The organism is Bacillus sp. CGMCC 1.60114, assembly GCF_042676365.1.
Taxonomy (GTDB): domain Bacteria; phylum Bacillota; class Bacilli; order Bacillales; family Bacillaceae_G; genus Bacillus_A; species Bacillus_A rhizoplanae_A.
On record NZ_JBHTHG010000084.1, the window covers coordinates 266323 to 280680 of the forward strand.

Annotated in this window: 12 protein-coding genes and 2 pseudogenes; 7 read left to right on the top strand and 7 right to left on the bottom strand. The window is 38.8% G+C overall.

Annotated elements, in window-relative coordinates; all coding sequences use genetic code 11:
• Positions 1-143: 143 nt before the first annotated feature.
• The 3 genes from ACFQZ1_RS13125 (at position 144) to ACFQZ1_RS13135 (ending at position 2923) form a co-directional block, all read left to right on the top strand.
• Positions 144-1142, top strand: coding sequence for a S66 family peptidase (locus ACFQZ1_RS13125; RefSeq protein WP_377882622.1), 999 nt, complete (start codon positions 144-146; stop codon positions 1140-1142).
• 264 nt (positions 1143-1406) lie between these two features.
• Positions 1407-2558 (top strand): SLC13 family permease, encoded by a 1152-nt coding sequence (locus ACFQZ1_RS13130; RefSeq protein ID WP_377882704.1) that lies wholly within the window; start codon positions 1407-1409, stop codon positions 2556-2558.
• A gap of 230 nt (positions 2559-2788) precedes the next feature.
• Positions 2789-2923 carry a hypothetical protein gene (locus tag ACFQZ1_RS13135; protein ID WP_377882623.1) on the top strand — a complete coding sequence of 45 codons (135 nt, stop codon included), beginning with the start codon at positions 2789-2791 and terminating at the stop codon, positions 2921-2923.
• Here the strand turns inward: ACFQZ1_RS13135 and alr are convergent.
• From alr to ACFQZ1_RS13150, 3 genes and pseudogenes are all read right to left on the bottom strand, one after another.
• A complete protein-coding gene (gene alr / locus ACFQZ1_RS13140; RefSeq protein WP_377882624.1) occupies positions 2920-4095 on the bottom strand; it encodes an alanine racemase in 1176 nt (391 codons plus the stop codon). The two genes, ACFQZ1_RS13135 and alr, sit on opposite strands and share 4 nt — an antisense overlap.
• 66 nt (positions 4096-4161) lie before the next feature.
• A complete protein-coding gene (gene ald / locus ACFQZ1_RS13145; RefSeq protein ID WP_377882625.1) occupies positions 4162-5295 on the bottom strand; it encodes an alanine dehydrogenase in 1134 nt (377 codons plus the stop codon).
• Positions 5296-5435: 140 nt separating this feature from the next.
• Positions 5436-6659: pseudogene (locus ACFQZ1_RS13150) on the bottom strand (PucR family transcriptional regulator).
• A 452-nt stretch (positions 6660-7111) separates the two neighbouring features.
• On the opposite strand from ACFQZ1_RS13150, the gene alaP reads away from it, so the two are divergent.
• Positions 7112-8509 (top strand): alanine permease AlaP, encoded by a 1398-nt coding sequence (alaP, locus tag ACFQZ1_RS13155; RefSeq protein WP_377882626.1) that lies wholly within the window; start codon positions 7112-7114, stop codon positions 8507-8509.
• A gap of 686 nt (positions 8510-9195) precedes the next feature.
• Here alaP and ACFQZ1_RS13160 read toward each other — a convergent pair.
• The 4 genes and pseudogenes from ACFQZ1_RS13160 to ACFQZ1_RS13175 form a co-directional block, all read right to left on the bottom strand.
• On the bottom strand, positions 9196-10173 hold the full coding sequence (locus ACFQZ1_RS13160) for a ring-cleaving dioxygenase (protein WP_377882627.1): 978 nt from the start codon (positions 10171-10173) through the stop codon (positions 9196-9198).
• Between the two features lie 105 nt (positions 10174-10278).
• A complete protein-coding gene (locus ACFQZ1_RS13165; protein WP_377882629.1) occupies positions 10279-11223 on the bottom strand; it encodes a ring-cleaving dioxygenase in 945 nt (314 codons plus the stop codon).
• Positions 11224-11299: 76 nt separating this feature from the next.
• Positions 11300-11737 carry a MarR family winged helix-turn-helix transcriptional regulator gene (locus tag ACFQZ1_RS13170; RefSeq protein WP_377882630.1) on the bottom strand — a complete coding sequence of 146 codons (438 nt, stop codon included), beginning with the start codon at positions 11735-11737 and terminating at the stop codon, positions 11300-11302.
• Positions 11738-11903: 166 nt separating this feature from the next.
• A pseudogene (locus ACFQZ1_RS13175) lies at positions 11904-11995 on the bottom strand (IS6 family transposase); the annotation flags it as partial.
• A 243-nt stretch (positions 11996-12238) separates the two neighbouring features.
• On the opposite strand from ACFQZ1_RS13175, the gene ACFQZ1_RS13180 reads away from it, so the two are divergent.
• The 3 genes from ACFQZ1_RS13180 to ACFQZ1_RS13190 all read left to right on the top strand — a co-directional run bounded on the left by ACFQZ1_RS13180 (position 12239) and on the right by ACFQZ1_RS13190 (position 14344).
• Complete coding sequence (locus tag ACFQZ1_RS13180; protein WP_154711692.1) at positions 12239-12589, top strand: ASCH domain-containing protein; 351 nt, start codon at positions 12239-12241, stop codon at positions 12587-12589.
• Between the two features lie 18 nt (positions 12590-12607).
• Positions 12608-13048, top strand: a complete 441-nt coding sequence (locus tag ACFQZ1_RS13185) for a DUF2269 family protein (protein ID WP_377882705.1) — start codon at positions 12608-12610, stop codon at positions 13046-13048.
• Positions 13049-13678: 630 nt separating this feature from the next.
• Positions 13679-14344, top strand: a complete 666-nt coding sequence (locus ACFQZ1_RS13190) for an NAD(P)H-dependent oxidoreductase (RefSeq protein ID WP_377882632.1) — start codon at positions 13679-13681, stop codon at positions 14342-14344.
• Positions 14345-14358 lie beyond the last annotated feature (14 nt).

The following is a 14358-nucleotide window of genomic DNA, read 5'->3' on the forward strand; positions in this document are numbered from 1 at the left end:
TGTTTCATCCTTTTTGTATTCTTCCTACAGATTTGTTTGAGATATAGTCAAATTAATTTAAGGTATAATAAATTGTAAGATTATTCACATTAGCTTTCCATTTAAATATACATGCAAATGTCTTTCATGGGAGAGAGAAAACGATGAAACTTAGCAAATTACAAAAAGGGGATTTAATCGGGATTTATTCCCCTTCTTCACCAGCAGCTTATACCGCACCTAAAAGATTTGATCGAGCAAAAAGATTTTTGGAGAACAAAGGATTTCATATAGTAGAAGGAAACTTAACTGGAAAACATGATTATTACCGGTCTGGAGGTATGAAAGAACGGGCAGAAGAACTCAATGAATTAATACGAAATCCGAACATCAAATGTATCATGTCAACCATTGGTGGAATGAATTCTAATTCCATATTGCCTTATATTGATTATGAGGCATTTATAAAAAGCCCCAAAATAATGATAGGTTATTCTGATGTTACTGCAATATTACTTGAAATATACGAAAAAACCGGAATACATACATTTTACGGACCTGCATTAGTCCCTTCATTTGGTGAATTTGAGCCATTTGTTAACTTTACATACGAATATTTTAGCGACATGTTAGAAGAGCAACAAACATTACCCTATAAGATTAAAAAACCGGCTTATTGGACGGATGAATGTATCAATTGGGAAGAAAAAACGAAGGAAAAACAACGCAGAAAAAATGGTTGGGTCTGTGTAAATAGTGGAAAAGCAACAGGAAGGTTAATTGGAGGAAATTTAAACACATTAAGTGGTATTTGGGGTAGCGAATACATGCCAGAAATAAAAGAAGGAGATATCCTTTTTATCGAAGATGCAGCAAAAGATGCTGCTACGATTGAACGAAGTTTTTCATTACTAAAAGTCAATGGAATATTTAATAAAATCGCTGGTCTAATCCTTGGGAAACATGAGCAATTTAATGATTGTGGTACAAATAAAAAACCATATGAGATTCTATTAGAAGTTTTAGATGATATGAACATACCCTTTATTGCGGAATTTGATTGTTGCCACACTCATCCGATGCTAACCGTTCCAATTGGTATAAAAGTAGAAATGGATGCAACAAATAAAACACTACATATTCTTGAAGAGTGGATACATTAAGTCCATTAAATATAAAAAAGGCTGATTAACCGAAACATGGATGAATCAGCCTTTTTCATATCAAATTTGTTTATTATAGAAGATAGCTGAAATGCTGGCTGTACCCCATGCCTATCAAACCAAGACAAATCATAACCCCCATAACGAAAAAACTCTATCCTTTATGGAATTCAGTGGAAATGATGGTATTTTTTAAGTGCATTGAGGTTTCAAATGCAAGAAACAGGAGTATGTAGTAGAATAGATCGTACTGGAGGGGGATTGATGAAAGAATATATTTATGCAAAAAATGAAAAAAAAGTGAACTTGAAATTTGGAATTTTAAAAAAAGACATTGTATTGACTATATCACTCTTGTTAGCAATCGTAAGCTGTTTATTCCATGCACCAAAACTAGAATATATTAATTTTAAAGTATTAGTCAGTTTATTTAATCTTATGCTCGTAGTTAAGGCCCTGGAAGAGCTTAAACTATTGGATAAGTTCGCCATTGCTATACTGAGTAAATGTCATACTAGTAAAAGTGTTTCAGCAATCCTAATTTTATTATGCTTTTTTAGTTCCATGCTTGTAACGAATGATGTGGCATTAATAACATTTGTACCATTAACACTTATAATTAGTAAGTTTATACAAACTTCTATGTTAGATACTATTATACTAGAGACAATTGCAGCTAACATCGGAAGCAGCCTAACTCCTATGGGAAATCCTCAAAATCTTTTCATATTTACTAACTATGGAATAAAGCCTATACAATTTTTTACAACAATCCTTCTATTAGTGGTTCTTGGAATTATTCTGTTATTCTTCCTTAATCAAAGATTGAATAGTAAAACATTGGAAATGGAACTTCCGTATATTCCTATAAAAAATAAAAAAAAGGCAACAGTATGGGGAATACTATTTGGCATCATATCTGCATCCATACTAGGGGTTTTAAACTACAAACTTGCGTTCATCATCGCATTGGGAACCGCATGTATACTTGATATAAAATTATTGAAGAAAATTGATTATTTATTGCTTATTACTTTTATATGTTTCTTTATATTTATAGGAAACATATCGGAATTAAAGGTAGTTCACACATTTGCAAGCGAAAATCTCAAAAGTCCCACATCTATCTTTTTCAGTTCCATAATTTTAAGCCAACTGATAAGCAATGTACCAGCTGCGATCTTTTTATCAAAATTCTCCATGGATTGGCAGCCTTTATTAGTAGGTGTGAATTTAGGTGGACTTGGTACGATTGTTGCTTCCCTCGCAAGTGTAATTTCATTTAAACTTTTTATTAAGAGAGATCCACAAAAAAGTAAAATGTACCTTATAAGGTTTAGCTTTTATAACTTTTCGATTTTAGCTCTTTTAACTCTTGTTTATTATTTTACGATGAAAAATCAACATTTCTTTTAATACAAAGTAATAGGTTTAAACAACTTTGGGTCCTACCAATATAAAAACCCAATTTCTCGAATTTTAATACTGAGAAATTGGGTTTTTTATATTGGATTTGCCTTAACATATGCCTATAGGGGTACTACCCCATCGCCATCAAGTTAAGATTTTGAAGTATCCCCAAAACGAAAAATACGCTATTCTTTTTTTCATACTTACCGATGCCAAATTTACTGGAGGGGATAAAAATGAAAAAGGCACTTTACATCAATATAGGTGGAGAAGGACACTTAAATCCAACGTTAGGATTAGTGCATGATGTAGTACAACGTGGAGACAACATTGTCTATTATTCATCAAATGATTTTGAAGAAAAAATCTAACATAATACTCTTTTAGTTACAAATAGTTTGTGCTGTTGTGACTTTACATAAATTCTCGGCACCCGCTCCCCAATCAAACAAACCACTTCGTAATTAATAGTCCCCATCAACCTTGCAATCTCGTCCACAGATTGAAACGAAGAACCATTATGTCCAAAAATAGTTACTTCATTACCGACACTGCAGCCCTCAATATCCGTCACATCAATCATTGTCTGATCCATGCACACACGCCCGACGATAGGGGATAACTGCTCGTGCATCAAAACCATCCCTTGGTTTGAAAGCAGGCGTGAAAGGCCATCCGCATAGCCGAGCGGAAGTGTTGCAATAAGGCTTTCTTTTTCGAGTTTATATGTACAGCCGTAGCTGATTGGCTGGGAGGCAGGAATAGTTTTCAGAGCCGCGATTTTCGTTTTGAAATTCATGGCTTGCTTGAGTTTGATAGAATGCCCTTTAAATGTCTCATTAGGGTATAAGCCATATAAAGCAATGCCGATGCGTACCATATCCAGATGCATGTCAGGGAAATTCATCGTGCCGGCACTGTTGCAACAATGCCTGATCGGTACATGAATATCGTGTGTTTCCAAAGATTCAATCACATCCAAAAAGTGCTGAAACTGCATGAGTGTATAGGCAGAGTCTTTACTGTCCGCATTGGCGAAATGCGTGAATATGCCTTCGAGATATACAGAGGGAGAGGTAGCCGCCTTTTGTGCAAGTTCCAAAGCTTCTTCCGCAGAAGTGACGCCGATTCTGGACATGCCTGTATCAACTTTTAAATGAACGGAAGCTGTTTTTTGTAATAGAGAAGATTGGATGATGATTTCATCCAATACTTCGTGAGAGAATACGGTCAGCGTAATATCTTCCGAAACGGCCTTTTGAACCGAGCGTACTGGCGTATACCCTAAAACAAGAATCGGATGAGAGATACCTGCATTCCGCAGCTGCAGAGCCTCATCTAAAAGAGCGACAGCCAAATAATCCGCCTCTGCTTGCATGAGGGTCTTCGCAATTTCAACTGCGCCATGCCCGTAGCCGTTCGCTTTGACAACAGCCATAATTTTTGTTTGTTCCTTTACATATCCCCTGAATTGCAAAAAATTGTGGTGAATGTTGTCCAATAAAATTTCTGCCCATGTGTCACGATAACTGTTACGTTTCATGTGCCCATCCCCTTTGTATAAAAAACCCCCTCAAGAGCTGCTCTTAGGGGGAGATTGAAATCTTAATTAGATAGCGGTAACTTCTTTTGCGAGAGCGTTTTCTACAGATACGTAAGTGTAGTCGAGGTCTTTTGCGACCACTTCGTATGTGATTTCGCCGTTCGCCGTGTTTACGCCAAGTTTCAATGCGCCGTTTTCAGAGATTGCCTTTTGCACGCCCTTGTTGGCGATTTGCAATGCGTAGGGAACTGTTACGTTCGTCAAAGCGATAGTGGATGTTCTTGGAACTGCGCCCGGCATGTTCGCAACAGAGTAGTGAAGAACGCCGTGCTTTTCGAATGTCGGGTTGTCATGCGTCGTTACATGGTCGCATGTTTCCACAACGCCGCCTTGGTCGATTGCTACATCTACGATTACGGAGCCAGGCTTCATTGTTTTTACCATTTCTTCCGTGACAAGCTTAGGAGCTTTTGCGCCAGGAATCAATACGGCACTGATTAAAAGGTCTGCTTCTTTCACCGCTTCCGCGATGTTGAACGGATTGGACATCAATGTTTTGATTTGAGTGCCGAAAATGTCATCCAATTGGCGCAGACGATCTGCGTTCAAGTCGATGATTGTTACGTCGGCGCCGATGCCGATTGCCATTTTCGCAGCGTTAGTTCCTACGATGCCACCGCCGATGATGGCAACTTTACCGCGACTCACGCCAGGAACGCCCGCAAGAAGGATGCCTAGGCCGCCGTTCGGCTTTTGTAGAAATTGCGCGCCGATTTGTACAGCCATGCGTCCAGCTACTTCGCTCATCGGTGTAAGAAGGGGAAGCGTACGGTTCACTTCTACTGTTTCGTATGCGATTGCAGTAACGCCATTATCTTTAAGAGCTTGAGCTAAAGCAGGCTCTGCAGCCAAATGCAAGTATGTGAATAGAATTAAGCCTGGACGGAAGTATGTGTATTCGCTGGAGAGAGGTTCTTTTACCTTCATGATCATTTCCGATTGTGCCCATACGTCAGCGGCACTTTCAATAATTTCGGCACCAGCGTTTGCGTAATCTTCATTTCTAAATCCGCTTCCAATACCAGCGTTTGCTTCAACAAATACTTTATGACCAGACTTCACGAATGAGATAACTCCTGCAGGCGTAAGCGCAACACGATTTTCGTTATTTTTTATTTCCTTCGGTACTCCGATAATCATTAGATTTTCCCCCCCTCAATAACCTTTAATTTATATTGTTGTAATCCGAGTATAGAATGTTCAAAATATTTTTTCATCGTTAAAAAAGGAGAAAAACGCATCATCCTTTTGTGGAATTCCACAAAAGGATGATGCTACATCTACATGAATTTTTGCAGCTTGAGATCCAAGTACAGAATCATTTTTTGGTTGGGATCCTTTAAATTGATTTCACTGATTTCACAAATGCGTTTAAGCCTGTAGCTCAGCGTATTGACGTGAATATTCAAAGCCTTGGCCACGGCGCTGACATTGCTGTCTTTATTCAAAAAGACCTCCAGCGTTTCAACAAGATTGCAATTATACTTTTGGTCATACTCATGCAGCTTTTGCAGCGTCTGATTTTCATACTCTTCATGCTTTCTCTGCTCAAGCAAAAGATCAATCAGCTGATAAATCCCCATGTTTTGATAACTGTGAATACTCGCTGTTTCGGAAGGGAATTTTTCCTTTATGGATAAAACAGTCAATGTTTCTTTGTACGCTTTGCCGATTTTTTAATAGTCACAGTATATACTGCTGAATGCCGGTCTGATAAATTTGATTCCGAATCGCTTTTCCATCTTGTGCACAAACGTCTCGACGAAGCGGTTGATTTCATGGAAAGGCTGATCGACATCATCCAATGAAGTGAGAAGGATCAGCTGGTTACAATCAATCGTATAAAGCAAAACTTTCAAATGCTGACTTGTTTTTAACAAATAAGAAATTTGTTTTTCTTCCTCACTCGTAATTTCTTGTTCAAAATGGAATACGGCGACGGCAAATAAGGAAGCGGGAGTAATGTGAAGCAGGTGAAAGTTTCTAATAATTTCCTCGTTTATCTGCATATGACCGGTGAGCAGCTTCCAAAAAAATTCTTGCGATCGTTCTTCCTGTTTGTTTTTGCGGGTTTGCAGCTGCAGCAGCTTGCTTTTCACAGCTTCCGCAGCTCTTTTCAGCAAGGTGCAATCCTGCTCAGTCAAAGATTTCTCGATTTCCAAAGCCCAAATGAACCCCAGGACGTCCTCTTTGTTCCAAATGGAAATCGCGACCCTGTCACCGAGACCGATATCATCTATCCTTTTTATGCGAATAGGCTCACAATCTTTTAAAAGGGCGGGAATAATTCCTTCTTTCCATAAGCTATTGATTACTTTTTCAGGTACGCGGCGTCCCATAATAGTCGCGATTCTCGCGGGGTCTGTTCTTTCATCATGGGTGCTGTACGCAAGAAGGCGATGATTCGCATCCTCAATCGTAATCGAGCATTGCAGAACCTCACTGATCACATCAGCAAATTCTTCCAAACTATCGAAGGCAGTTCTAAAAGGATCGTTTTTCATATATGTCAAGATTCATCCCTCCCATTTGAAATGTATTTGCATATTTACTGCAGGCGACAATTTCCTTTGTGTAAATCAACAAAATAATCTCATAATTTTTTAAATCTTATACAAAAAATAAATTTCACACAAGTGTCAAAATGCTGTAATATAATTTTTGTAATATTCTAAACAAACAGCCTATTTATTGTAAGCGTTAACAGCAGAAGGGCGGATCGACAAATTCTGTAGAAATGTCAATGGGTTTATATACATCTGCATTCCAAAAGACGCGGTATTCTTGCTTTATTCACAAAAATTAATATGTAACAAAAACGTTATATGTTTCTTAGTAAAGCAATAAATAAAAAGGCATGTTAACTATTGATTAGAAGAGGTTTGAATTTTGAGGCAAGAAGCACAGGAGGAATACGTTTCAAAGATTAGGAGATTTCTACAAAGGGGGAGAAATGATGCAGAAGAAGCATGAAAAAGAACTTCATCGCGGATTGGAAGAAAGGCATATCACTCTTATGTCGTTAGGGGCGGCTATCGGGGTCGGACTGTTCCTCGGTTCCGCATCTGCTATTAAGTTGGCGGGCCCCGGAATTTTGCTGGCGTACGGATTTGCTGGTCTCATCATGTTTTTCATCATGAGAGCTCTTGGGGAGATGGCGATTCAAAAGCCTGTGGCAGGTTCGTTCAGCAGATACGCGCGTGACTACCTAGGTCCTCTTGCGGGCTATCTGACAGGGTGGAATTACTGGTTTTTATGGGTTGTGACTTGTATGGCTGAAATTACGGCTGTCGGTGTTTATATGAAATACTGGTTCCCGGATGTTCCAACTTGGATTTGGGCATTGGCTGCGCTTGTCATTATGACAACAGTCAACTTCTTGGCTGTAAAAGCATACGGGGAGTTGGAGTTTTGGTTCGCGCTTATTAAGATTGTGACGATTGTCGCGATGATCGCGATTAGTGCGGGAATGATCGTTTTTGGTATCGGAAACGGCGGCATCGCTACGGGCATTCATAATTTATGGGAGCATGGCGGTTTTTTCCCGAACGGAATCAGCGGCGTTCTCATGTCGTTGCAGATGGTTATGTTCGCTTACCTGGGCATTGAAATGATCGGTGTTACAGCCGGAGAAGTTAAAAATCCGGAGAAAACGCTAGCGAAAGCAATCGATTCTGTATTCTGGCGTATTTTAATCTTTTATGTAGGGGCACTCTTCGTTATTATGGCCATTTATCCTTGGAATGAAATTGGCACACAAGGAAGCCCGTTCGTTTTGACATTTGAGAAGTTTGGAATTAAGTCGGCGGCAGGTATTATTAACTTTGTCGTGCTGACAGCGGCTCTTTCTTCCTGCAACAGCGGTATCTTCAGTACGGGACGTATGTTGTTCAACTTAGCGGAGCACGGTGAAGCACCGAAGCAATACGGCGCTCTTACAAAAGGCGGTGTTCCGGGCAAGGCTGTTTTAGCTTCTGCAGCCGCTTTATTAATAGGTGTTGTGCTGAACTATGTGGTGCCGGCAAAAGTATTTACATGGGTGACAAGCATCGCCACATTCGGAGCGATCTGGACGTGGGCTGTTATTTTGTTATCTCAAATCCGTTACCGCAAGAGCTTACAGCCGGAGATACAAAAGCAACTAAAGTATAAAATGCCTTTCTTCCCATATGCTTCTTATGTTTCATTGGCATTTTTAGCAACGGTAATCGGCATTATGGCTTATAATCCGGACACAAGAATCGCACTGGTCGTCGGACCGGTTTGGTTCGCTATCTTAATCAGCTTTTACTATGGAAAAGGATTCCACAAAAGAAAGCAGACAGAATATGCAAAAGGCAAACAAATCGGCTGAAAAAAGGCTGTGAAGAAGTTGAACTTATCCCCATCAAGTAGACAGTAGTAAAAAAGGAGCCATATGAAATTAAACAACCAGAGTCCGGTACTCCACTGGACTCTGGTTGTTTAATTTGATTTAAAATCTCTCGTGATTGTAGAAGTACATATATGTCTGTACAGCTCGTGGTTCTGGTGCAAAAAGAATTAGATAGCTAATCAACATGAATATTCCCTACCCCATGAGCAATTTGATTTGGCAGTTCTTGCATTACTTTTAATCTTTTCACTTACAAGTTGGACAGGAAATTGGCAAGATGCACTGGGTTTATTTAAATAAGTTTTTATAATGCCTCTCTCTAGAATATTGGGGATTATTCTTGTACTGTTGCTAACGGGAATCATGTAAATGGAAGTCTCTTCAGATCTCCTGAAGAGACTTTTAAAGTTTTTACGATACGTTGGTTTTATCTTAACAAAAGGGCTTTCATGTACAGAAAATAATTTTTCAGTCTACAACTATTTTTTAACAGTCTAATACTTTTTTATATAGTCTAAAACATTTTTTTAATCAAACATAAGTGCCGAAAAAAAGTGAAGCAAACAAAAAAATACCTCCAAAATCAACTTTTATTGTCAATTTTGGAGGTATTTTATATTCAAATTTTCTTCGTAAATAGCTATTCGGTTAAATATGTTTCTTTTTTACTCTTTGATGAATTCCTTAGTGCTTCTCACTGTATCAATTGGGCGAACTAATTTTTCTATTTCTGCACGTTTTGGCTCTAAGAATGGAGGTAAAGATAATTTTTCCCCAAGCGTTTCATAAGGTTCATCTCCCATAAAACCAGGTCCATCTGTCGCAAACTCAAATAAAATTTGTGGTGCAACTCTTGCGTATAATGACTCAAAAAAGTGACGATTTACATAACCGGATGTATGGAATCCAAAACTACTCATCCGCTCAATCCATTCCTCTAATACGGAGCGATCCTCTACGCGGAATGCTGCATGGTGCACTGTACCAAAACCTTGTTGGGCTTCAGGAAGAATCGCATTATGTTCTACAATGACAGAGGCACCATTTCCACCTTCTCCCACTTCAAATAAATGGAATGCTCCTTCTTGATCAGTCTCTTTAAATAATAGAACTTTTTCTAACACTTCTTTGAAGTAACTAAAGTTTGCGATACGAACAAAAACAGGTCCTAAACCAGTAATTGCATATTCCAATGGAATTGGCCCCTTTTGCCAAGGTGTACCTGATTCCACCCCTTTATTGAATTCATCTGATATCAATTGATATTGTTGATCATCAAAATCAGAGAAAGAGAGAGTTTTCTTACCAAATTGCTCTTTAATTCCAGTATGTTTCACTTCGAGACGATCAAAACGTTTTACCCAATATTCCAATGCTGCATCACTTGGTACTCGGAACGATGTCTTTGAAATCTCATTTGTACCGTGTACGCCTTTCGGAATGCCTGGGAAGTCAAAGAAAGTCATGTCCGTTCCTGCACTTCCTTTATCATCCGCAAAAAATAAATGATAGGTTTGAATATCATCTTGATTTACCGTTTTTTTAACTAGACGCATTCCTAAAACATAAGTGAAAAATTCATAGTTCTTTTCTGCACTACTTGTAATAGCTGTAACATGGTGTATTCCTTTTAGTTGGTTCATTTTATATTCCCCCGATAGTTTTAATCCAATAGTTTTAATTTATATTTTACAGTTGTACTTTTTCTTCTATACCTTTTGATTCGTCAATATAACATTTTCCCATTATTACTTCTCTTCAATAGGAGATAATTTTGCTTCAATTTCTACTCGCTGTTCCTCCAAGAACGGCGGTAAATCAAGTTTCTCTCCTAAATGTTCCACTTCTCCATCAATTGTAAATCCTGGTCCATCTGTCGCAATTTCAAAAAGAATCCCATTTGATTCACGGAAATATAAACTCTTAAAGTAGAAACGGTCGACAACTCCTGAGGAATGGAAACCTCTTTGTTTCACTTGTTCTTCCCAATAGGCAAGCTCTGAATCGTTTTTCACACGAATCGCTAGATGGTGAATGCTACCGCGACCTGGTTTTTCAGAAGGACCGTCCAAATATCTCACTACGATTTCTCCAAAGACCTCTCCCTTGATAGACTGAAAAATTGCTTCTTCGTCACTTCGACTGACCTCTGTATAACCAAACATATCTGTAAGTGTGCCCGCCATTTTATCAAGTCTACGCACCGTTATTTCCACAGAACCCATTCCTTGAATCTGATGTTCAACAGGAACCTCGGATTTTTCCCATGTTTCCCAGTGCTTAACTTTTTCTCCATTTGAAACGAGCAGCACCAAACGAAGACCTTCAGGATCCTCAAATTTTAAGGCAGGACGATTTGCATATGTTGTGATTTCACCATGGTACACACCATGTTCCTCAAATCGTACTTTCCAGTAATGCAGACTGTCCTCTGAAGGGACGAGTAATCCAATTCGAGTAATTGCATTTGTACCACGATATGTTTTTCCTACTAGAGGAATTTCAAAAAATGTTAGTTCCGTACCTGGGCTCCCTGTTTTATCTCCGTAAAATAAGTGATACATCGACGGGTCGTCTTGGTTTACCGTCATTTTCACACGGCGTAAACCAAGCACGTGTTTATAAAAGTAATTATTTTCACTTGCGTTTTTTGTAATCATTGAAATGTGATGATGCCCTTTAATTTTATACATCGGTGATTCCTCCGTTTTCAGTTTACCAATCAAGTGATAACTAAAAAAATAACATTTACCACAAGTAATATGGTTCTTAACTTTCCAATTTATTCTCAGTATGTTTTTGTAGCTTAGTCATAATCTTATATAGTGTTTTTTGCTCATCCTCTGTTAAGCACTCATTGAGAATGGACGTTTGGAAGTTAAGTTGGTGTTCAAAAACCTCATTTATTTTTTCTTCTCCTTTTGGAGTAAGAGTAATCCATTTCGTTTTCCAGTCCTGCTTACGCTGTATATATCCCTCTTGTTCAAGTCGAGTAAGCATACGTGAAATCCCACCCTCTGACACGGTTACTTTAGTAGCCAGTTGACTTTGCATGAGAGGCTGATAAATAGAAACCTGATTTAATACATCAAACTGAGCAGCTGTGATATGAAACTGTTTTAAGAATTCATTCGATAATAAATTACTTTGATGTGTAAAACGAGCAGTACGAAACCAGATTAGTGAACTAAGTGTACTCTTTCTCATATGACTCACTTCCTTTCGTTACTATCACTTTACAACTCAAGTGATTAAAAGGCAAGTGAAATATCTCAAATTCGAGATATTTTTTTTTGCACATCTCTGTATTTGTTTGATTAAAAAAATGTTTTAGACTGGATACGAAAGGGATGATAAATGTTTTCATTCATTTACTGAGGTTGTACCGTGTAGGTACCATCTCACGGTTAATAAAATAATACCAGGCTGATAATGCTTCCATTTAAACAAATTTTGGTTTTCCATACCGATTACATCCCTTTTTTAGAGTACTAGTATCAATATGTCCAAGATTCAGAGATTAATTGCAATTATCTTGAGGTTTTTGCACCAAAACCAAGCGCTGCTTTTTCCCATTATTGGTGTTTATCGTATAAACATTGTATGAAAGTTTGTTATCCCTATTAAAGTGGAAACTTGCTATATAGAATCATTTTTTTATATGATAAAGTGAGCTTATGCTTAAATGAAAAAAGGAGAGTGACCCAGATGACAAACCAAAATGAAACGAACGCTTTACCGCCAAAAACATGTACGATTGAACGTCTCATCACGATTCAGGAAGACATTGAAAAAGTGCTTGCAGGACAGAAAACGGCTACTCGCCGCAACGGGAGATATGCGGATGTCGGGGAAGTGATGGAGCTTCAAGGTCACCAGTATGTTGTGGAGAAGGTCTATTCGCAGTCACTTGGCGAATTGACTGATGAGCATGCCCGTCAAGAAGGCTATGCGAATGTGGAGGAATATAAGCAATCTATCCTGTCTCTTCACCCTGGCATGCCGTGGCTGCCAAAGATGAGAGTGTGGGTTCATGAGTTCCGTCCCATCGAAGGTTAATGTGATATAAGGATGGACATGTTGTATCGACTGCTTCTGTATATACATATTTTCAGTGTAATCTTATCCATCGGCCCGTTTTTTGTATTGCTTCCGCTCATCAAGAAACTGCGGGCTTCAGAGGCCCGAACACAGCAGGCTTATCTGGATGTGTTCCGATTTTCGGTCAGGCTGGCCAAGCATGCCGGGCATGTGCTGGTTGCATCCGGGGTCCTGCTTGTACTGGCGGGCCCTTGGACTTGGAAGACCCCTTGGATAGTGATGACTCTTATTCTCATGGCGAGTTCATTATTTTTCCTGGCCCGCGCCTTTTCACCGACCATTCGGAAATTCAGCGAAACGGGTCAAAACAAGAACACCTTGATTCAATTGTTGCAGCGTTCTGTTTGGATTTACATTGTTCTTTTAATGGCGATGTTATGGTTCATGGTGACAAAGCCTGCGTTGTGGCAGGGGTGATAGATTTAGGGCGAATAGCGGCTTTGTGTGATTGCCGTTTGAATTCGCCGGGCAGCATAGAACAAGGACAAGCCAAAACTGGCTTGTCCTTATTGTAGTTACGCTTTGAAGAGGTGATGGAATAGTCTTTTACGATCTATTACCCCAAAGCAAGGTTTTTGCCTGAGTTGCTCAGTTTTATCATTTTGAGGTAGTTTATTTTTGTTAGGTTGACGGGCATGGGGTAGCACTTATATTTTAACGTTTTTATACGCTAAGGGAACCTCAAAACTCATGTTGCTGATTTTGATTGAGAATTTGTTTTCGAGATGAGTTTTAAGACAGATTTTAAGCTATTTATCGCTTAGAATTTCCAGTCTCAAATATCTATGTTTTTGAGATTGGAAAGGTTCCTTAGAGTATGTTTTCGTTAAAATGTGGACGGAACCCCATAAAAAAGTTACCTTCTTTATTAACTAACGAGGGCGGTTTAGTATAAGAAGCTAGTTAACGGGAAGGGTATTTAATGGAAATTGTTCCAAAAATCAGTTATGCTATCAGCAGATCTGTTAGCAAACAGTGTACATACAGATCCGTTGATTTTCCGAAAAATCTGTTCACCAAAAAAACAGAAAGAAAGGTTGATTTCACATGATAAGAGCGGAGAGTAAAAAACAGGAAATTTTACAAGCTTACCAGTTCAGACATGCTTGCAAGGCATTTGATATCAACAAAAAGATTTCGGATGAAGATTTTCACTTTATTTTAGAGACGGGAAGATTGTCTCCAAGTTCAGTTGGCCTCGAACCTTGGAAGTTTGTCGTGATTCAGGATGCAACGCTTCGTGAAAAATTAAAACCTGTATCTGGCGGTGCCCAGGGACAACTGCCTACTGCCAGCCATTTTGTAGTTATATTGGCCAGACAAGACTTGAGGCATGATTCGGCTTACGTGATCAAAATGATGAAAGACATTCATCATATGCCTGAAGAAGTTGTGCAGCATCTTTCCGGTTTCTATAAATCCTTTGTCGAAACAGCACTCGAAGATAATGATCGTCTCATTTTTGAATGGGCAAGCAAACAAACATATATAGCATTAGGAAACATGATGACAGCGGCGGCTCAAATCGGTATTGATTCCTGTCCGATCGAAGGTTTTGATAAAAAGCAGGTGACCGCTATTTTACAAAATGAGGGTATCATTAACGGCAACGATTTCGGTGTATCCTGTATGGTCGCTTTCGGATATCGACAAGAGGATCCCAAACGTCCAAAAACAAGACAAAATCTCGATGAGATTGTTGAGTGGCGATAAACTTAAGATGATAT